Raw genomic sequence first — 20,400 nt, 5'->3', positions numbered from 1 at the left:
TACGGGCCGGCCTCGCGCCGGCCCGTCCGTTTTCCCCGCGCGCCGGTCATGGCGCGCTTCGACAAGACCACCACACATGTTCAAGCAACTGTGGGCCACCAAGCACCCGCATGCCGCCCATGAAGACGCCAACGGCCTGAGCCTGCGCCGCCACCTCGGCCCCTGGGGCCTGACCGCCCTGGGTATCGGCGCGGTGATCGGCGGCGGCATCTTCGTCATCACCGGCCAGGCCGCCGCCAACCACGCCGGCCCGGCCATCATGCTGTCCTTCGTGCTGGCCGCCATCTGCTGCGCTTTCTGCGCGCTGGCCTATGCCGAGTTCGCCTCGATGGTGCCGGTCTCCGGCAGCGCCTACACCTACACCTACGCCACCTTCGGCGAGCTCTCGGCCTGGTTCATCGGCTGGATGCTGGTGCTCGAATACGGCGTCTCCGCCTCGGCGGTGGCGGTCAGCTGGACCGGCTACTTCCTCAGCCTGCTCAGCCAGTTCGACATCCATCTGCCAGCGGCGCTGGTCAGTGCGCCACTGGACGCACAGCTGCGCCCGACCGGCGCGATCGCCAACCTGCCGGCCGCCGCACTGGTGCTGCTGCTGACCTGGCTGTGCTACGTCGGCATCAGCAAGTCATCGGCAATGAACATGGCGATGGTCGTGCTCAAGACCGGCCTCATCCTGCTGGTCATCGTGGTCGGCTGGAAGTACGTGGACACCAGCAACTGGACGCCGTTCATCCCCGCCAACGAAGGCCCCGGCAAGTACGGCATGGAAGGCGTGCTGCGTGGCGCGGCGATGGTGTTCTTCGCCTACATCGGCTTCGAAGCGGTATCGGTGGCGGCGCAGGAATCGAAGAACCCGCAGCGTGACATGCCGTTCGGCATGATGCTGTCGCTGGTGATCTGCACCGTGCTCTACATCGCGATGGCCGCGGTGATGACCGGCCTGGTGCCGTTCCAGCTGCTGGGCACCGATGAGCCGGTGGTGACTGCCGTGGCCGCGCATCCGCAGCTGGGCTGGCTGCGCTGGGTGGTCGAGGTCGGCGCGCTGGTCGGCCTGTCCTCGGTGGTGCTGGTGATGATCATCGGCCAGCCGCGCATCTTCATGATCATGGGCCGCGACGGCCTGCTGCCGCCGGTGTTCACCAAGATCCATCCGAAGTACCGCACCCCGCACATCAACACCGTGATCACCGGCATCGGCATCGCGCTGCTGGCGGCGCTGTTCCCGCTGGACATCCTCGGTGAGCTGACCTCGATGGGTACACTGATCGCGTTCGCCGCCGTGTGTGCCGGCGTGCTGATCCTGCGCCGCACCCAGCCGGACCTGCCGCGCCCGTTCCGCATGCCGATGGCCTGGCTGATCTGCAGCCTGGGCGTGCTGAGCTGCCTGGCGCTGCTGTCGGCGATGACGATGCACAACTGGATGCTGATGGGCGTGTGGACGTTCGTCGGTTTCGTGATCTATTTCTGCTACGGGTTCAGGCACAGCCGGCTGCGGGGTAAGTAAGGTTTTCTGAATTGCAGGGCTTGCGGCCCTGCACCCGCCTTTGAAGCCAGAGCAACGGCAACGGCAACAGCTGGGTTGAGGGTTTGGCGGGGCGGGTTGGGTTCGCGGGGGACGCCGTTAACCCGTCCCTGGGGGCTTGGCCGCGGCATCCATGCCGCGGACACCCCCGCGAACCCAACCCGCCCCACCTCCGACAGTCTGCTGGCACGTCCAGTAGATCCACGCCATGCGCGGATGAAACGTTCTCATGAACGAATGTTCCTGAATGAATGTTTCTGTAGAGCGGAGCCATGCTCCGCTCCGAGCAAGCGCAGCGAAGCGACCCGCTTTCCGCTTTTCCTTCTTCCTCCGTGGCCGGCCGCACGCCGGAACCTGTCAGAGGCGGGGCGGGTGGGCCGTGCAGGGGCGTTGGCGCCATGGATGGCGCCATCGAGCTTACAGGGACGTACTTGCAGCGTCCCCTGCACGGCCCACCCGCCCCGCCACCTCCATGAACCGCTTTCCGTGACCAACCAACCACCTCTCAGCCACGAGGGGCTCAGCCGTTGGCCGAATCCAGTAAAATCGCCGGCATGAACGCCCCCACCTTCCCGTACGACACCACGCGCCTGAGCGAACTGGCCCAGCTGCTGATCGACAACGTCCGCGAACTGGCCCACGCCGGCTGGACCCCGGCCACCAGCAGCAACTTCTCCCACCGCCTGGACGACCGCAACGCTGCGATCACCGTCTCGGGCAAGGACAAGGGCCGCCTGATCGAGGACGACATCATGGTGGTGGACTTCGACGGCCAGGCCGTCGGCCGCCCGCTGCGCCCGTCCGCCGAAACCCTGCTGCACACCCAGCTGTACCGCCGCTTCCCCGAAGTGGGTTGCGTGCTGCACACCCATTCGCCGGTGCAGACCATCGCCTCGCGCCTGTACGCGCCGCAGGGCCACATCCGCCTGGAAGGCTATGAACTGCTGAAGGCCTTCGCCGGCAACAGCACCCACGAGATGGCCATCGACGTACCGGTGTTCGCCAACACCCAGGACATGAACGTGCTTTCAAAGCAGGTCGATGACCTGCTCGACCAGCAGAACCTGTGGGGCTACCTGATCGATGGCCACGGCCTGTACGCCTGGGGTCGCGACATGGCCGAGGCGCGCCGCCACCTGGAAGCCTTCGAGTTCCTGTTCCACTGCGAGCTGGAACTGCGCAGGCTGCGCGGCTGAACCCTCGCGCAGGTGCAGATGCCGATCCGGAATCTGCGCCTCGCCCCCACCCTGCTACCCTGTCTTCCCCCCGAGACGTTCAAGCTGCCGCCATGAGCCGACTGCGCATCTACGACGACACCCGCCCCGAATCGCCGCTGCTGGACACCCAGGACGGCGCGCTCATCGCTGCCGAACTGCAGAAGATCGGCGTCACCTTCGAACGCTGGCAGGCCACCGCACCGGTCGCGCCCGGTGCCAGCCAGGAGGAAGTGTTCGCGGCGTACCGCGCCGACATCGACCGCCTGGTCGCCGAGAACGGCTTCAAGAGCGTGGACGTGGCCTCGATCGCCCCCGACAACCCGAACCGCGCCGAGCTGCGCAAGAAGTTCCTCGACGAGCACTTCCACAAGGAAGACGAGGTGCGCTTCTTCGTCGCCGGGTCCGGCCTGTTCACCCTGCACGTGGAAGACAAGGTCTACGAGATCGAGTGCGTGAAGGACGACCTGATCGCCGTGCCCGATGGCACCACCCACTGGTTCGACATGGGTGAGGAGCCGAGCTTCGTGGCGATCCGCTTCTTCACCGAGCCGGATGGCTGGGTCGGTCACTTCACCGGTACCGACATCGCGCAGAAATTCCCCCGTTACGTACCTACCCAGGCGTCCTGATCCATGCAGCCCCGCGTCATCCTGACCGACATCGAAGGCACCACCAGCAGCATCTCGTTCGTCAAGAACGTGCTGTTCCCCTATGCCCGCAAGGCCTTGCCGGCGTTCGTCGCTGAACATGGCCAGCAGCCGGAGGTCCGCCGCTGGCTGGATGCGGTGGCTACCGAGATCGGCGGTGCCTGCCAGGACAGCCTGGTGGCCGAGACGCTGCAGGGCTGGATCGACCAGGACCGCAAGCACACCGCACTGAAGGCGCTGCAGGGCCTGATCTGGGACGAGGGCTACCGTCGCGGCGATTACACCGCGCACTTCTACCCGGAAGTGGCGCCGGTGCTGAAGGGCTGGCACGCCTCCGGCCTGCCGCTGTACGTGTACTCCTCCGGTTCGGTGCCGGCGCAGAAGCTGTTCTTCGGCTTCAGCGATGCGGGTGACCTCAGCCCGCTGGTGTCGGGCTGGTTCGATACCGAGATCGGCGGCAAGCGTGAGGCCGACAGCTATCGCCGCATCGTGCAGGCCATTGGCGTGCAGGCCGGCGAGATCCTGTTCCTGTCCGATGTGGTGGAAGAACTGGATGCCGCTCGCGAAGCTGGACTGCAGACCCGCCTGATCGACCGCTTGGACGATTACCCGCTGCCGCGTACCGGCCAAACCGCCAACGGCCACGAGCGGGTCGAGAATTTCCAGCAGATCCAGCTGTAAGGGTGTGCGGACCTACGGTCCGCACCCACCTCAACGGTCCACACCCACGCCGGGCATGGCCCGGCGCTACCGTGGTCCATGAATGGTAGCGCCGGGCCATGCCCGGCGGATGCCCTCAACGGTCGTTGAGGGTTTTCACCTTCAGCGCTTCGCGCAGGGTAACCAGATCCACCGGGCCGCGCACCGCAATGTCGCGGGTTTCGCCCGGCAGCAGGTCCAGCAGGTTGTCTTCGACCTGCACATCCAACGCACCGAAATCAATCCACGCCGCGCGCACGTACGCCGCGCTTTCCAGCCGTAGTCGATAGTGGCCGCCTTCGATGGACAAGGTGGCCTTGAGCTTCTGCCGCGGCAACACCTGGTCCTTGGCTTCGACGAATCCGACCACCTGCCGCGCGCTCACCGCCCCATTCTGCAGCAGCTCGAACACGGCCACCGTGCGCTTCGGGTCGGCACCGGCCAGCAGCTCCGCGTCGCGGAAATCACCGATCGAGGTGACGCCTGACGCCGTCAACGTCACCGCGTCCTCGCGTCGACGCAGCACCTTGCCGTCCATGTCCATCACCCGCAGCCGCCAACGCGCATCCTGCGCGGCGCCATCATTGATCAGGCGCACCCGCGTGCTGCCCTCGTCACGCAGCGCCGCCACCGTCACCGGCGCGAAGAAGCGCCGCGCGGCGAAATGCAGTGCCTTCCAGCGGCCAAAATAGTCCACGCTGGACCAGGAAGCGCCCGGCCAGACGTCGTTGAGCTGCCAGTACAGCGAGCCCATCGTGTACGGCCGCGAGGCGCGGTGATGCAATGCCGCCAGCGCGATGCCATCGGCCTGCATCACTTGGCTCAGGTAGACGAAGTCCTCGAAGTCCTTCGGCGTGCCGTAACCCAGTTCGATGTAGTGCAGCAGGCGGCTGTTGCCCTCGCCCGCCATGAACTTCTGGTGCGCGCGAATCACCGGGCTGTCGATGCGCTGCTCGGCGCGGGTGGCGATCTGGTCCACCGTCGCCACCGACGGCCACGCCTGCAGCCCGTACTCGGACATGAAGCGCGGCGTCTCGCGCAGGTAGGCCTGCACCGGCAGCGCCGGATTGCCCCAGACCTGCCAGTAGTGCTTGTCGCCACGGTTGGAATCGTTGGCTTTCTCATCCAGGTCGTTGCTGGGCGAGCTGGACCAGTACGGCACGCCCAACCCCTCCTCACCTACTACCTGGCGCAGGTCATTGCCGAACAGGTCGACATAGCCCTGCCACACCTTCGCTGCAAACGCCGGGTCGGCCGCCTTCAGATCGCGACCATGGCCCCAGTCCTTCCAGGCGGTCTCTTCCTCGTTGTTGCCACACCACAGCACGATGCTGGGGTGATGGCGCAGGCGGCGCACGTTGTCGCGCGCCTCGGCCACCACGCTGGCGCGGAACGCCGGATCGTAACCGGGCTGCATGCCACCGCCGAACATGAAATCCTGCCAGACCAGCAGGCCCAGCTCATCGGCGATGTCGAAGAACGCGTCGTCCTCGTAGTAGCCGCCGCCCCAGTTGCGCAGCATGTTCATGTTGGCGTCGCGCGCGGCGGTCAGCACCTGGCGCAATCGCGTGGCATCGACGCGTGCGGGGAAGGCGTCGAAAGGAATGACGTTGGCGCCCTTGGCAAAGATCTCCACACCGTTGATGACGAAGGCGAAGCCCTGCCCACCCTTGCCGTCTTCCTCGCGGCGAAGTTCAACCGTGCGCAGGCCGATGCGCTGCTCGCGCGCCCGCGTTGCATCGGCGCCATCATCCAGGCGGGCCTGCACGGTGTAGCGGTCCTGTGCACCGTGGCCGACCGGCCACCAGCGCTGCGGCTTGACCAGTTCGACCGGTACTTCGACGGCGTTCTGGCCGGGCTTCAGCAGCACCGTGCACTTCACCCGGGCCACGCTGCGGCCCTGCGGATCCTGCACATCCACATTCACCACGGCCGAGCCCGCCGCCGCGCCCTGCTCCACCTGCAGCAGCACCGTCAGCTTCGCCTGCTGCGCGCTCAATGCATCAGTGCGCACCGCCAGATCAGCCAATCGATGCGTATCCCAGGCCTGCAGGTCGACACCGCGCCAGACGCCGGCCGTGACATAGCGCGGGCCCCAGTCCCAGCCGAAGTGGTAAGCCGGCTTGCGCGCGAAGTTGCCGACCATCGCGTCCTTCGGCTCGTCGCCATACGGCGAAGGATAGTTGCCGGCGATCTTGTGCGGCATCGCCTGTACGCCCGGAAGCAGCGTGCGGATCGGCGAACGGAACACGATCTGCAGTTCATTGCCGTTCGCGCGCAGGCGCCCATCCACGCGCGCACGCCACGTGCGGTGCGCGTTGTCCGCACGCAGCAGCGGCTTGCCGTTGAGGCTGACTTCGGCATAAGTGTCCAGCCCGTCGAAGCGCAGTTCGGCATTGGGCTTGGCCAGCGTCGCCGCATCCACGTCGAAGCGCGCGCGGTACTCCCAGGCCGCCAGGCCGATCCATTGCAGCTCGGCTTCGGGCGCACCCACGTACGGGTCGCGGATCAGCGCATGCGCCAGCAGGTCGGTGTGCACGCTGCCGGGCACCTGGGCCGCACGCCACTGCTGCAGACCGGGATGGGCCGCGCCCTGCGCGTCGCCGGGCAGCATGCGGAATTCCCACTGTGCCTGTAGCGGCGCCGCAGTTGCCGGGAAGGCGGAGGCCGCGATCAGCAGCAGGAGCAGGCGGACAACGAGGGGAAGGCGATGCACGGGATGCTCCTGTTTTTCCGCCGGGCATGGCCCGGCGCTACCAATTCAACACGCCACGGTAGCGCCGGACCACGTCCGGCGAGCGCGCAGCGCGGCAGACCTCAACGCACGACGTTCAACACTTCGTAGCACGCACCCATGGTGTGGTAATCCACCTTGCCGGCCGGGCTCTTCTCGTCGCTGTACTTGCGGTTGTCGGCATCGAGGATGCGGAACCAGGCGCCGTACTGATGGTCGACGAAGTGCTCCCACGCGTACGCCCAGATGCGCTCGTACCACTGCCAGTAGCGGTCACCGCCGGTGCGCTTGGCCATCAGTGCGGCGGTGGCCAGCGTTTCGGCCTGCACCCAGAAGTACTTGTCGTCGTCGCAGACGAAGCTGTCGCCACCGATCGGCGCGCCCTCCATGCCCGGCTGCCGGCGCGATTCCGGTGCGAAGCCGTAGTACAGGCCGCCTCGCGCGTCGTCCCAGCTGCGCGCCACGGCCACGTCGAACAGATGCTGCGCGGTCGGCACCAGCCAGTCGGCCTGCACGTGGCGATCGAGGATCAGCAGCAGCTTGGCCCACTCGGTCTGATGCCCCGGCTGGAAGCCCCACGGGCGGAACAGGTGCTTGGGATCGTCCAGGTTGTAGTCCCAGTCAATCTCCCAGTTGGAATCGTAGTGCTCCCAGACCAGGCCGCCAGCCTTGGCGGCCTGGCGGCGGGTCATGTTGTCGGCCAGCAGCAGCGCACGCTCGACGTAACGCGGTTCGCCACTGGCCTCGAACGCCGCCAGCATCGCCTCGCACATGTGCATGTTGGCGTTCTGGCCGCGATAGCCGGTGAAGTTCCACTGGCCGTCGGCCTCGTCCTTGTACAGGCCGTGCTGCGGCTCCCAGAACCGCGCTTCCAGCAGTTGCCAGGTCTCGTCCATCCAGGCGCGCGCCTGCTCGATGCCGGCCTTCAGCGCACAGCTGTAGGCCAGCAGCACGAACGCCACGCCATAGCAGTGGTTCATGTCGTCCTCGACCTTGCCGTCGCGCAGGGTCCAGGCGTAGCCACCGGTGGCCGGATTGCGATGCACCTCGCGCAGATAGCGCACGCCATGCTCGACTGCGTCGCGGTATTCGGCGTTGCCGAACTCGCGGTATGCCATCGCGTAGTTGAAGACGAAACGGGTGCTGCTCACCAGGTGGCGGTGGCTGGCATCGTAGATGCTGCCGTCATCACGGAAGTAGTGGAAGAAGCCGCCGTTCGGATCGATGCAGCGCGGGTGGTAGAACGCCATCGTGTCGGCGATATGCGCACGCAGGAACGCGGCTGAACGGAAATCGGGCGAGGTGCTCATGCGGTAATGTCCTGGGCCTGCAGCAGCTGCTGCACTTCATCGAGCGAGGGCATCGCGGCGAACGCGCCCTTGCGGGTAACAGCCAGAGCGCCGACCGCGGCACCGAAGCGCAGCGTGGCGGTGATCGCCTCCGGGTCCTGGCAGAACGCTGCAAAGCCTGCACCGGCCCCGCCACGCTCCAGCAGTCCGACCAGCACGCCACCGACGAAGGCATCGCCGGCGGCCGTGGTATCGACGGTGGCCACACGGAAGCTGGTGACCGTGCCGTGGTCGTCGCGCGTATACCAGTGCAGCGTGGCCGCACCATCGGTAACGATTACCCAGCGCGCCTGCGCGGCCAGCAGGCGCTTCAGCACCACTGCCTCGCCATCGGCACCCAGCGGTGCCGCCAGGTAATCCAACTCCTCGCGCGACAGCTTGACCAGGTCGGCGCGTTCCAGCGCCTGCCACAGGCGCGGCGTCGGGTCCTCGTTGGCCGGCCACAGCGCCGGGCGCAGATTGAGGTCCAGGCTGACCACCGCACCGGCGTCACGGGCGCGCTCCATGCCGGCGAAGGTCGCCTCGGCAATGGCCGGCTCGGTCAGGCTGTTGGAGCAGACATGGAAGCACTGCGCGCTGTCGAAGCACGCGGCCTGGAAGTCGCTGTCACGGAACAGCAGGTCGGCCGCCGGCGGGCGGTAGAAACTGAAGCTGCGCTCGCCGCTGGCATCCAGCGCGACGAAGGCCAGTGCGGTCTTGGCCGCATCGGTGCGCACGATGTAATCCGTGCCGACGCCGTGTTCGACCAGGCTTTCGGCCAGGAAGTCACCGAACATGTCGCGGCCCAGCATGCCGACGAACTGGGTCTTCGCACCAAGGCGCGCTGCCGCCACCGCAACATTGGCCGGCGCACCGCCGGCGTACTGCAGGAACGCGCGCGGGGTGTCGGTCGAAGCCGGCGGCTGCGCCAGTAGATCGATCAAAATTTCGCCGAAGCAAACGATGGAACCCATTCCGGACTCAGCCTCCCTGCGTGCGGACAGCCGGCGGGCGCGAGCCCACAAGACCGTAGAAAATGATATAGACGTAGCAGATCACCGGCAGCACGAAGCTCAGGTGCAAGCCGATGCGGTCGGCCAGCATGCCCTGCAGCAGCGGGATGATCGCGCCGCCGACGATGGCCATGATCAGGAGGCTGGAGGCCTTGTTGGTCAGCGGTCCCAGGCGTTCGATGGCCAGCGAGAAGATGGTCGGGAACATGATGGAGTTGAACAGACCGGTCGCCACGATGCCGTACAGCGCGACTTTGCCGCCCGACGCCAGGGTGACGGCCAGCAGCACCACGTTGGCAGCGGCGAAACCGGCCAGCAGGCGGCGCGGCGAGAATTTGGCCAGCAGCCACGCGCCGGCGAAACGGCCGACCATCGCGCAGCCCCAGTAGGCCGACACGTAGTTCGTGGCCTGTTGTTCGGTCATGCCGCCGATCTCCGGCAGCGCCAGGTAGTTCACCATCAGGCTGCCGATGGACACTTCGGCGCCGACGTAGAAGAAGATGGCCAGCACGCCGAACAGCACGTGCGGGTGCTTGAGGGCATCCAGCAGCGTGTGGTGGCCGCTGTCGGCCTGCTCGGTCGACTCAGTCAGGCTGGGCAGGCGGAACAGGTAGACGAACACCGCCAGCAGCACCAGCGCGATGGCCAAGCCCACGTACGGGCCCTGCACCGACTGCGCCTCGGCGGCACGGTAGGCCATCTGCTCGGCCACCGGCATCGCGTCGATCTCATCGCCGCTCTTCACTGCGGTGCTGAGGATCAGCAAGCCACCAAATAGCGGTGCCAGCGTGGTACCCAGCGAATTGAGCGCCTGCGCCAGGGTCAGACGGCTCGATGCGGTCTGTTCCGGGCCAAGCAGCGCGACGTAAGGATTGGCGGCGACCTGCAGCACGGTGATGCCGCTGGCCAGCACGAACAGCGATGCAAGGAACGCTTCGTAGGTGCGCAGCGCGGCCGACGGCCAGAAGCCCAGCGCGCCCACGCCTGCGATCAGCAGGCCCGCGATGATGCCCCTCTTGTAGCCCAGACGGGCCACCAGCCGACCGGCCGGCACCGACATCAGGAAGTACGCGCCGAAGAAGGTGAACTGCACCAGCATCGCGCGGGTGTAGTTCAGCTCGAACACCGCCTTCAGATGCGGGATCAGCACGTCGTTGAGGCTTGTCAGGAAGCCCCACATGAAGAAGATGGTGGTGGCGACCGCCAGAGCAGCACGGGCATTCATGACCGGTGCCTGGCTGCTGGAGAAACCCGATGGACGGGGCGTTGCGGAGATCGGCATGCGGTACGCGCCTCGATGCGCGGAAGGTCGTTGTTGCGTGGAAGGGGTATGTGGAAGGAATCAGTTCGGCCGTGCGGCACTGCTTTCGCGGATGCGCAACTGCACCGGCGCCACCGTGCGCCGTGGTGGCGCGTCCGGTTCGTCCAATCGTTGCAGCAGCAGCGCGGCAGCTTGCCGACCCCGCTCGCGCGGATCGGCGGTGAGCGTGGTCAGTGGCGGTACCGCGACCGACGCCTCGGAAATATCATCGAAACCGGTAACGGCAAAATCACCGCCCGGACGGATGCCACGTGAATTCAAGCCCAGCATCAGGCCCAGCGCGACGGTGTCGTTGTAGCAGACCGCCGCACTCGGGCGATGGCCGTCGGCAAACAATTCATCGGTACGTGCCGCGGCTTCCAGGCGGTTCGGCGCCGACTCGATCATCCAACCCGGCGGCAGTGACAGGCCCGCTTCGGCCAGCGCCTGCTGGAAACCGGCGCGGCGCTGGTGGCACGAGCTCGATGCAGCATGGCCGCCGAAGAAGGCAATCTGGCGATGGCCGCGCTCGATCAGGTGGCGCGTGGCCAGATAGGCACCGTGCTGGTTGTCCAAGGTCAGGAAGTCCCAGTCGGCGCCGTCCAGTTCACGATTGAACAGCAGCACGTTGGCATTGGCACCCAACGCCTGCCGCAACTGCGCGGTATCGCTGCCCTCGGCCGGCGACAGGATCAAGCCGGCCGGAGTGTGTTCCATCAGCGTGGACAGCACCGCCTGCTGGCGCTCCGGCGATTCACCGGTACTGCCCAGCAGGGTCACGTAGCCGCGCCCGCCCAACGCCTCGTCCACGCCGGAGGCGAATTCGGCGAAGAACGGGTTGGACAGATCGTTGATCACCAGCGCGATGCTTGACGACGTACGACGACGGAGGTTGGCCGCCGCGCGGTTGTAGACATAGCGCTGGCGACGCAGTTCGGCCTCGACCTTGGCGCGGGTATCGACGTTGACCAGTGGGCTGCCACGCAGCACCAGCGACACGGTTGCCCGTGACACGCCGATGGCACGCGCGATGTCGGTCACCGTCACCGCCTTGCCGGCGCGCTTGCTGGGACTGCTGCCGTTGTCGTTCATCGTCTTCCCGGACTCCGCTGGAGGCTCAAGCCTAATGGATCAGGGCCGTGTCGTGCCGTGCCGTTCGCTGGGTGACCGCGAACGGCACAGTCCGGCTCAGCGCAGCTGGCTGCCCGGTGCCGCGCACCAGGACACCGGCAGGTCCTTCACCGCCGTACCCCAGCCCTGCTCCGGCGCCTTCGCATCGAGCGCGAAGTGCAGGCGCGGGCCCTGCTGCAGGCGGTTCCAGTCCAGCCATACCGGTGCATGCGCCTGGCCGTCGACCTGGACGCCCTGCACATACTGCAGGCGGCGGCCATCGGCGCCCGGCGCGTCGATGCGCAGGGTGCGGCCGTTGCCCATGTCCACTTCCACCTTGCTGAAGCGCGGGGTGTGCAGCAGGAACTGGCCGCTGCCGGGCACCGCCGGATACACGCCGATGGCACTGAACAGGTACCAGGCCGACATCGTGCCGAGGTCATCGTTGCCGGTCACGCCGTTGGGTGCATTGGTGAACAACTGCTGCGCGGCGCGCACCACGGCCGCGGTCTTCCACGGCTGGCCGATCAGCGTGTACAGCCACGGCGAGTGCAGGTCGGGCTCGTTGTTCGGGTTGTAGCGGAACTGGTTGTAATAGCTGTACGGCCCGACCACCCACTCTTTGCGGGCGGCATTGAGCGGGTCGGCCTGCAGCGCGTCCATCGCGAAGAAGGCATCGAGGCGGCGGCCGGCCTGTTCGCGGCCGTCCATCGCCTCGACCAGGCCCGGCACGTCCTGCTGCGCCAGCCACTGGTACTGCCACGCTGTGCCTTCATGGAAACCGTGATGCGAGCGCGGGCTGTAGTGGCCATCGGCCGGCGTGTACCACTGGCCATCTTCGGTGCGCGGGCGCGGAAAACCGGTGAAGCCGGTCTCGGCGTCACGCACCTGCGGGTCCCACACCTTGCGCCAGTTGCGGCCGCGCTCACGCAGCGTCGCCGCGTCCTGCGCGTGGCCGAGGCCATCGGCCATCTGCGAAAGCGCACAGTCGGCCAGCGCGTATTCCAAGGTGGCCGAACCGCCATGGTGCGGATCGACGTCCATGCCCTTGGACGGGAACGCGCGGTCGTAGACCACGTAGCCCTTGTCCAGATAGGTCGGGTTGCCGGAACGGCCGGCCATGCGCGAGTTCAACGGCGGCGTGCCGAAGGCGTTGCGGCGCAGCGCATCCCAGGCCTGCGATTCACGGCCCTTGAGCGCGCCGAAGCGCCACAGGTCGACCATGAACGGGGTGACCGGGTCGCCGGTCATGATGTTGGTCTCGAAGTTGGCATAGCCCCAGCGCGGCAGCCAACCACCCTGCTCGTCGATCGCCAGCAGGGTACGGCCGATATCGCGTGCCACGTCCGGGCGGGTCAGCGCCAGCCACTGGTTCTGCGCGCGGTAGGTATCCCACAGCGAGAAGTACTCGTAGTAGGTCCAGCCGTCGGCACGGTGGATACCATCGTCATAGCCGCGGTAGCGCCCGTCGGCGTCGTTGCCGGTCATCGGCTGCAGCAGCGCGTGGTAGACCGCGCTGTAGAACACCGCGCGGTCGTCGGCGTTGCCACCCTGCACGCGCACCCGGCCCAGCTGCTCGCGCCAGGATTGCTGGGACAACGCACGCATGCGGTCGAAACCGAGCAGCGCCCCATCCTGCATGCCGTCCGCGCGCAGGTTGATGCGCGCGCCTTCGGCATCCACGTGCGAGATCGCGCTGACCGCCGTCACCGACTGGCCCTTGGCCAGATCAAAGCTGAGCCAGGCCCCATTCGGCTTCTGTTCGCCTTCCATGCTGTGGCGTGCGCCCGGCAGGCCACCACCCTCGCCCCAAGTGCCATGCGCCTTGAACGGGCGATCGAACTCGATGCGGAACCAGGTGGTGTACTGGTGGCCGCCACAGAAACTCTTGGTGACCAGCTTGCCTTCCACCACGCGGTCGCCGACCACATCGACCACGCTGCCGATCACCGAATGGCGCTCGTTGGCCTGGCCGACATTGACCAGCACGTGGCCATCGCCCTGGCGCTGGCTGAAGGTGTAGCGCTCGGCTGCGGCGCGCGTACGTGCGGTCGATTCTGCGTCGATGCCGCCGTAGCTGGTCAGCCGCACTTTGTAATAGCCGGCCTGGCCGACCTCGCCGTCATGGGTGTACGACGAGGCATACGCCTTGTGGTCAAACTGCTTGGCGTTGCCGGTATCGAAATCGCCGCCCGGGCCGATCGAACCGGTCACCGGCAGCACCGACACCTGGCCGCCCTGCTCCCAGCAACCTGCGCCGGAGATGAAGGAGTGGCCGAAACCGCGGATCTTCTCGTCGTCATAGCGCCAGCCCGAGTAGTGGCTGCCGATCGGGCTGACCTGGATCAGGCCGAACGGTGCCGACGCGCCTGGGAACGTGTTGCCGTCGTCCTTGCTGCCGATGAAGGTGTTGACCTCGCGCTCCAGCGCGGCCGGCGCGGCCTGCAGCAGCATCGGCATGGCCGAAAGCGCCAGCAGGCAGGCCAGGCGCGTCAGCGGGCGCGAGGTCGATGGGACGGCGGGAGCGGACGGCACTGGACGCATGTCGGGTTCCTGTAGTCGATGACACGGAGGCAGACGGCCGGGGCCGTCCGGCACCGTTCCGCTGAGCTCCGCCACAACTGGCAGAAAGCTCCCCCTGGAATGACGCCCGACCCGTGCGACCGTGAATTTAGATCGATTCAAGTAGAGCATGCTGGTTCAGCCGAATGCATTCTGCGGCGCAGCATGAGAGGGGGGTGTTCGGCAGGGCTGCGCCCTGCACCTGCTCCGAGCTGGAGCAACAGCAACAGCAACAGCAGAAGCTGGTTTCCTGCGGGGAGTCGGGCTGGGTCCGGTTGCGGGGGACGCCGTAAACCCGTCCCTGGGGGCTTGGCCGCGGCATCCATGCCGCGGACACCCCCGCAACCGGACCCACCCCGCCTTCGACAGATTTCCGCGATCTGTAGATCCACGCCATGCGTGGATGAATCTCTGTCAGATAGCGAAATCAATTGGGGTCAGATCCGTTTTCCAAAGGAAAACGGATCTGACCCCATGACCCCATGCCGCACCAGGATCAATCCAACCGTCACCGGGAAACTGTCGAAGGTGGGGCGGTGTCGGATTGCGGGGTGTCCGCGGCATGGATGCCGCGGCCAAGCCCCCATGGACGGGTTGTGGTGGTCTAATCAACTTGGACACTCGATAGGATCAATTTCAAGCATCGAGGTAGACCCATGGCAAAGCAGATCACTCAGGGCATGAGGGACGAGGCGGTTCGCCTTGTGGTTGTGGAGGGGCAGACAGTCAGGGACGTCTGCCAGCTGATGGATGTCGGCCCGACGGCGCTGAGGCGCTGGATCGAGCAATGGCGTCGAAAACATGACCCGCAGGCCGAGGCACCGCCCGTAGATGCCCAGGTCAGAATCGCCGAGCTGGAGGCCCAGAATCGCAGGCTCAAGGAGGAGCGCGACCTACTAAAAAAATCCATCGCCTTCTTCATTCGGGACAGCGATCACCGGAACAGGTGATCCAGGAATTGGGGAAGGTCGCTCCGATCCGGTTGGTGTGTCAGTTGATGGACTATCCCCGTAGCAGCTACTACGCCTGGCTGCACCGGGAGCCCCGGATTGACCGGGAACTGCTGGCCCAGGTTGATCTGGTTCGTCGCATTCATCAGTCCCACCGGGGGAGCTGTGGCTCTCGCAAGATGGCCAGGGAGCTGACCAATCGCGGCCTGCCAGTGGGTCGCTACCGCGCCCGGACGCTGATGCGCCGGGCCGGCGTCAGGGCGCGGCAGCACCGGCGGCACAAGTACCACAGTCTGGGGCCGCAGGCACTGACCGCGCCCAACGTGTTGGAACGCCAATTCAACCCGGAGGCACCCGACCAAGTCTGGGCAGGGGATATCACCTACATCCCGACCCAGCAAGGCTGGCTCTATCTGGCCATCGTGGTGGATCTGTTTGCCCGACGGATCGTGGGCTGGGCCCACTCTCACGAAGGGGATGCCTGGCTGGCCGTCAGAGCCCTGCGTGGGGCTCTGAAACAGCGTCGTCCCAACGGGCGACTACTTTTCCACTCGGATCAAGGTCGGCAGTACACCAGCCATGCCATGGCCGAAATTCTGCGTGACAACGGCATCACCCAAAGCATGAGCAGGAAGGGCAACTGCTGGGACAACGCGGTGGTGGAACGGGTTTTCGCCACCCTCAAAGGGGAGTGGCTTTACTCCAAATACCCCACTCGACAGGAGGCTGCAGCAGACATCGAGCAATTCGTGGACTGGTACAACCACCGTCGGCCGCACAGTGCCAACGGCCTTGTGCCACCTGCGCTTTGTGAAGAGCAGGTGGCCTGAACTCCCTTTGGGAGTGTCCAAAAATACTTGACCACCACAGGTTTACGGCGTCCCCGCAATCCGACACCGCCCCGCCAAGCCACAGACAACCCAGAGCCGCTTTGGCTTTGGCTTTGGCTGTAGACGTCGCCCTGGCTTGAAGCAGGTGCAGGGCGCAGCCCTGCCGACCCACCCTTCCCCTGCGCACGAAAACGATTTCACTGTTTTCAGCAAACCGTCATCCCTTCGCCACGCCAGTACCATATTGCGGAGCAGCATGCGCCCGCGGGCGACCCATGCTAAAAAACGCCCGCCCATCGCTTAGATCGATCCAAGACGACGTTGCGATGGCCGGGAGTTGGGGGAGCGGCAACAGGACGTACCAGGCCACGTGCACGGTGCAACTGCCACTGCATGGCGATAGCGACAATGTCACTTCAAATTAGATCGATTCAAGTTGTCCGTGCCACGTCACCGGATCAATCCAGGAGAGAGGGAGAGATGGGAATGAAGCATTCAACACGTACGCATGGCCAGGACGCACTGGCGTTGGCCATCGCGCTGGCCTTGGCCGCCGCCGTCATTCCGGCTGGCGCCGCCGCGCAACAGGCCACGTCTACCGGCGCGCCGGATGCCACCACTCTGGACAGCGTCCAGGTCACCGGCTACCGCTACGCCATCGAAAAGAGCCTTGAGCAGAAGCGCGACGCCAACGCCGTTGTCGAAGTGATCACCGCCGAGGACGTCGGCAAGTTCCCCGACAAGAACGTGGCCGACGCACTGCAGCGCGTGCCCGGCGTGGTCATTACCCGCAGCGGTGGTGAAGGCAAGAGTGTCAGCGTGCGCGGCCTTGCGCCGGACCTGACCCTGACCCAGTTGAATGGCAACTACGTGGCCACGTCGGAAACCAACGACGAAGCCACCCGTTCGTTCAACTACACCCTGCTGCCGTCGAACATGCTGTCCAGCGCCGAGCTGTTCAAGTCGCCGGAAGCACGCATCGACGAAGGCGGCATCGGCGGCACGGTCATCCTGCACACCCGCCGTCCGCTGGACATGGAGTCCAACTCGGGCTTCGTCACGCTCGAGGGCACCTCCTCCGATACCCACCACGATATCGACCCGCAGGCCTCGGCCCTGTATTCGTGGCACAGCAAGGATGAGCGTTTCGGCGTGCTGGTCGGCGTGACGCAGCAGAAGCGCACGACCCGTACCATGGAAGCCAGCACCGAGGACTACCAGTGGTACGGCGCCGGCAGGGCACGCGACGCCTATGGCAACGTGCAGCAGCAGGATGGCATCCACTACTGGTGGGGCAAGTCCGGCTTCAACAACCAGACCGGCGGCAACTACAGCGACTTCTTCATGCCGACCTCGGTCAACTTCGCGGTGAAGGAAGAAAAGCGCGAGCGCAAGGGCGGCCAGCTGACCTTCCAGTTCAAGCCGGTCGACAACGTCACGATGACCGCCAACTACTTCCGCTTCGAGCTGCAGGGTGACTACACCCAGAACATGCTGAAGATTCCGGAATGGAGCATGGCCCGCTTCAATGGCGATGGAAACTGGGCCGGTGGCCGCCTGCTCAACGGCCTGGACTTCGATCCCAGCGGCAACACCGTTACCGGCGCCCAGTTCGAAAAGCTGGCTGGAAAGACCTACTACTGCAATGAAGACCAGGCCAAGGCCGCCGGCCTCAAGCCCGGCGGCTGGGGCCCGGACGACTGCACGGTTCCGACGCCGCAGCTGACCGGTGGCTACAGCAAGGAAAAGGCGCTGTCGCAGACCGCTGACCTGACCATCGACTGGGACATCAGCCCGCTGTGGAAGGCCTCGTTCACGGGCGGCCGCACCTGGTCCGAAGGTGGCCCATCGATGAACTTCCGGATGTCGGCCAAGCCGCGCCGCAAGGTCGGCAACGATTACCTGTCGGGCAATCTGTACAGCGCCTGGGATCTGACCGGCACGCCTTCGGCCACCTTCTCGCCCGACCTGCAGCAGCAGCTGATGAACGGCATCGCCGAAGTCGACACCGGCTCGACCGATTCGTCGTGGAAGCGCACCGAGGTCAAGCAGAACTACTTCCAGGCCGACGTCACCAAGCTGTTTGAATCCGGCTGGCTGGACTCCATCCAGTTCGGTGCCAAGTACCGTGATGGCAAGGTCCACCGCAACACCGGCAACACCTACTGGGTGTGCCCGGGCCGTGACCCGGCCGACTATGACAACAGCCGCTACCAGAGCGGCTGCGATCCGACTGCCGGCGATGCGCAGCCTGGCTTCTTCCTGTCCAACCCGATCAGCAACATCGCTGGTGGCTTCAATGCCAACGTGTTCCCGGGCATCAACTACCCGGCCTACATCGACTACCTGAACAAGACCTACGGCGGTTCGCACAACCGTACCGAGGAAGACTTCGTCTACAACGTCAACGAGAAGATCTATTCGGGCTACTTCCAGGCCAACTTCCGCACCGAGCGTCTGCGCGGCAACGTTGGCGTGCGCGTGGTGCGCACCAAGCAGTTCGCGCAGTCCTCCGACTCGATCGAGAAATTCAACGACTACTTCCTGGACAACGCGTCCGGCGCGCCGATGGCGTGTACCGATCCGGCCGCTGCAGCCTACCCGACCTACAGCTGCGAGAGCGGCTTCGTGCGCCTGCCGCACGACCTGGCGCAGAGCAAGACCTACAGCCTGATCGGCGTGGATCGCACGTACACCGACGTGCTGCCGAGTTTCAATATCGCCTGGGACATCACCGACACGCTGGTGCTGCGTGGCGCCGCATCGAAGGTGATCGCCCGCCCCGGCTACACCGACATCGCAGCACCGGGCGCACTGAGCTATTACAGCGAAGAGTACGTCAATGATCGCCGCGTTGCCGGTGGCGCTTCGACCGCAGGCTGGGTGGGCCAAGGCAGCAACAAGCAGCTGGAACCGTTCAAGGCCACCCAGTTCGACCTGGGCCTGGAGTGGTACTTCCAGCCGGGCGCAGTCGCCGGCGTCGGCCTGTTCCGCAAGAACGTGGACAACTTCACTTTGCCGGTGGTGCGCGACACGCCGATGGTCATCAACGGTGAAGCGGTGAACGTGCAGCGCTACGAGACCCAGGCCAATGGCCGCGATGGTGTGTCGCAGGGCGTCGAGCTGTATGGCCAGTACACCTTCGATTTCGGCTTTGGCGTGCAGGCCAACTACACCTACAACGACACCAACCTGGCCTCGATTGTTCTGGACGGCCAGGAAATCGGCTCCTCGCCGCTGGTTGGCAGCGCCAAGAACCAGGCCAACGTCACGGTGTTCTACGAGAACGAGAAGTTCCTCGCGCGCGCTTCGTTCAACCGTCGCGGCCAGGTGGTCGGCGGGCTCAACAATGGCCTCACCGTCTACACCGAACCGTATGACCAGCTGGACCTGAATGTTGCCTACAACCTGACCCCGGACTGGACCCTGACCGCCTCGGTGATCAATGCCACCAAGTCCGAGCAGCGCGTGCACCTGGGCAATGACACCAAGGCCCGCCTCGTCTCCAACACCTACGCAGGCCGCCAGCTGTACTTCGGCGCCACCTGGAAGTTCTGAAGCACCACGGGTTGCGCGGGTACGCCCGGCGCAGCCCACGCCCTGCTCCGGCGGGGACGTTCCTCCACGGCAGCCACGCTGGTACAGGTGGCTGCCGTTTTTTGTCGGCGCCTTGCCTGTCGTTCAGCCCGGCACTTGACCCTGCCATCGTTGGAAGGTGCACACTGACTCCACCCCAAGAGCACCGAAGGAGCTACAAATGGAATTCCATGTTGAAGGCATGACCTGCGGCGGCTGCGCGCGCAGCGTGGCCAAGGCGATCGAAGGCGTGGACCCGCAGGCCAGCGTGCAGGCAGATCCGGCCAGCCGTCGCGTGCAGGTGCAGACCTCGGCCAGCGAAGCGCAGATCGTGGCAGCGTTGAACGATGCCGGCTTCCCGCCGCGCGCGCCCTGATCCCCTGCCCCGCATCGACAACGAAACCCGCCAGGTGCGACGGCACCGGGCGGGTTTTTTCATGCCTGCGTTGTCGTGCTCAATGCCTGCGCGCGCGCCGCCGCACCGCGCCGCTCTTCGGCGTTTCGTCCGGCACCTGCGTCTCTTCGTCTTCGCCCAACCGCTGCAGGATCGGGCATTCCGGGCGCTCATCGCCCGCGCAGCAGCTGATCAGCGACTTTAGCGTGTCGGCCATCTGCCGCATGCTTTCGATGCGCTGCTCCAGGTCGGCGATGTGCTGTTCGGCCAGATGCTTGACGTCGGCACTGTGCCGCGAGGTGTCGTTCCACAGCCCCAGCAGGTCAGTGATCTCGGCCACCTGGAAGCCGAGATCACGCGCGCGGCGGATGAAACGCAGGCGATGGATGTCCGCCTGCGAATACGCCCGGTAGCCAGACTCGGTGCGGTCGGCCGCAGGAATCAGGCCGATCTGCTCGTAGTAGCGGATCATCTTCGCCGACACGCTGGAGGCCTTGGCAGCTTCACCGATGTTCATG

Annotated in this window: 15 protein-coding genes; 8 read left to right on the top strand and 7 right to left on the bottom strand. The window is 65.8% G+C overall.

Translation table 11 applies throughout. The features are described 5' to 3' along the window. Positions 1-76 precede the first annotated feature (76 nt). The 4 genes from GOC52_RS09430 to mtnC all read left to right on the top strand — a co-directional run bounded on the left by GOC52_RS09430 (position 77) and on the right by mtnC (position 4,067). Positions 77-1,504 (top strand): amino acid permease, encoded by a 1,428-nt coding sequence (locus GOC52_RS09430; RefSeq protein ID WP_010482555.1) that lies wholly within the window; start codon positions 77-79, stop codon positions 1,502-1,504. A 572-nt stretch (positions 1,505-2,076) separates the two neighbouring features. Beyond that, entirely contained in the window at positions 2,077-2,718 is a 642-nt protein-coding gene (locus GOC52_RS09425; RefSeq protein ID WP_191851236.1) for a methylthioribulose 1-phosphate dehydratase, read from the top strand. Positions 2,719-2,810: 92 nt separating this feature from the next. Continuing rightward, positions 2,811-3,368 carry a 1,2-dihydroxy-3-keto-5-methylthiopentene dioxygenase gene (locus GOC52_RS09420; protein ID WP_019336326.1) on the top strand — a complete coding sequence of 186 codons (558 nt, stop codon included), beginning with the start codon at positions 2,811-2,813 and terminating at the stop codon, positions 3,366-3,368. Between the two features lie 3 nt (positions 3,369-3,371). Further along, positions 3,372-4,067 (top strand): acireductone synthase, encoded by a 696-nt coding sequence (gene mtnC, locus GOC52_RS09415; RefSeq protein WP_010482560.1) that lies wholly within the window; start codon positions 3,372-3,374, stop codon positions 4,065-4,067. A 115-nt stretch (positions 4,068-4,182) separates the two neighbouring features. Here the strand turns inward: mtnC and GOC52_RS09410 are convergent, their stop codons facing one another. From GOC52_RS09410 to GOC52_RS09385, 6 genes are all read right to left on the bottom strand, one after another. Beyond that, positions 4,183-6,801 (bottom strand): beta-mannosidase, encoded by a 2,619-nt coding sequence (locus GOC52_RS09410; protein WP_191851233.1) that lies wholly within the window; start codon positions 6,799-6,801, stop codon positions 4,183-4,185. A gap of 101 nt (positions 6,802-6,902) precedes the next feature. Next, the gene (locus tag GOC52_RS09405; RefSeq protein ID WP_191851231.1) at positions 6,903-8,129 is read right to left on the bottom strand and encodes an AGE family epimerase/isomerase; all 1,227 of its coding nucleotides are present in this window, start codon (positions 8,127-8,129) and stop codon (positions 6,903-6,905) included. Next, the gene (locus GOC52_RS09400) at positions 8,126-9,121 is read right to left on the bottom strand and encodes a carbohydrate kinase family protein (RefSeq protein WP_010482564.1); all 996 of its coding nucleotides are present in this window, start codon (positions 9,119-9,121) and stop codon (positions 8,126-8,128) included. Before GOC52_RS09400 ends, GOC52_RS09405 begins: the two co-directional genes overlap by 4 nt. A gap of 7 nt (positions 9,122-9,128) precedes the next feature. Then, complete coding sequence (gene fucP / locus GOC52_RS09395; RefSeq protein WP_380575793.1) at positions 9,129-10,385, bottom strand: L-fucose:H+ symporter permease; 1,257 nt, start codon at positions 10,383-10,385, stop codon at positions 9,129-9,131. Positions 10,386-10,502: 117 nt separating this feature from the next. After that, positions 10,503-11,552 (bottom strand): LacI family DNA-binding transcriptional regulator, encoded by a 1,050-nt coding sequence (locus GOC52_RS09390; RefSeq protein WP_010482566.1) that lies wholly within the window; start codon positions 11,550-11,552, stop codon positions 10,503-10,505. A gap of 96 nt (positions 11,553-11,648) precedes the next feature. Continuing rightward, positions 11,649-14,114: a GH92 family glycosyl hydrolase gene (locus GOC52_RS09385; RefSeq protein WP_191851229.1), complete on the bottom strand. Its 2,466-nt coding sequence runs from the start codon at positions 14,112-14,114 to the stop codon at positions 11,649-11,651. A 674-nt stretch (positions 14,115-14,788) separates the two neighbouring features. Here GOC52_RS09385 and GOC52_RS20910 point away from each other — a divergent pair. The 4 genes from GOC52_RS20910 to GOC52_RS09370 all read left to right on the top strand — a co-directional run bounded on the left by GOC52_RS20910 (position 14,789) and on the right by GOC52_RS09370 (position 19,864). Then, positions 14,789-15,082 (top strand): transposase, encoded by a 294-nt coding sequence (locus GOC52_RS20910; protein ID WP_019338990.1) that lies wholly within the window; start codon positions 14,789-14,791, stop codon positions 15,080-15,082. Beyond that, positions 15,079-15,912 (top strand): IS3 family transposase, encoded by an 834-nt coding sequence (locus tag GOC52_RS09380; protein ID WP_043397638.1) that lies wholly within the window; start codon positions 15,079-15,081, stop codon positions 15,910-15,912. Before GOC52_RS20910 ends, GOC52_RS09380 begins: the two co-directional genes overlap by 4 nt. A gap of 480 nt (positions 15,913-16,392) precedes the next feature. Then, on the top strand, positions 16,393-19,470 hold the full coding sequence (locus tag GOC52_RS09375; RefSeq protein ID WP_191851227.1) for a TonB-dependent receptor: 3,078 nt from the start codon (positions 16,393-16,395) through the stop codon (positions 19,468-19,470). 199 nt (positions 19,471-19,669) lie between these two features. Next, on the top strand, positions 19,670-19,864 hold the full coding sequence (locus GOC52_RS09370; protein ID WP_043397244.1) for a heavy-metal-associated domain-containing protein: 195 nt from the start codon (positions 19,670-19,672) through the stop codon (positions 19,862-19,864). A gap of 79 nt (positions 19,865-19,943) precedes the next feature. On the opposite strand, the gene cueR is transcribed toward GOC52_RS09370, so the two are convergent. Continuing rightward, positions 19,944-20,399 (bottom strand): Cu(I)-responsive transcriptional regulator, encoded by a 456-nt coding sequence (gene cueR, locus GOC52_RS09365; protein WP_043397241.1) that lies wholly within the window; start codon positions 20,397-20,399, stop codon positions 19,944-19,946. Position 20,400 lies beyond the last annotated feature (1 nt).

Source organism: Stenotrophomonas sp. SXG-1, from assembly GCF_014083965.1.
Taxonomy (GTDB): Bacteria; Pseudomonadota; Gammaproteobacteria; order Xanthomonadales; family Xanthomonadaceae; genus Stenotrophomonas; species Stenotrophomonas geniculata.
The sequence above is the reverse complement of the archived record's forward strand: the minus strand, read 5'-3'. Positions and strand labels throughout refer to the sequence as shown.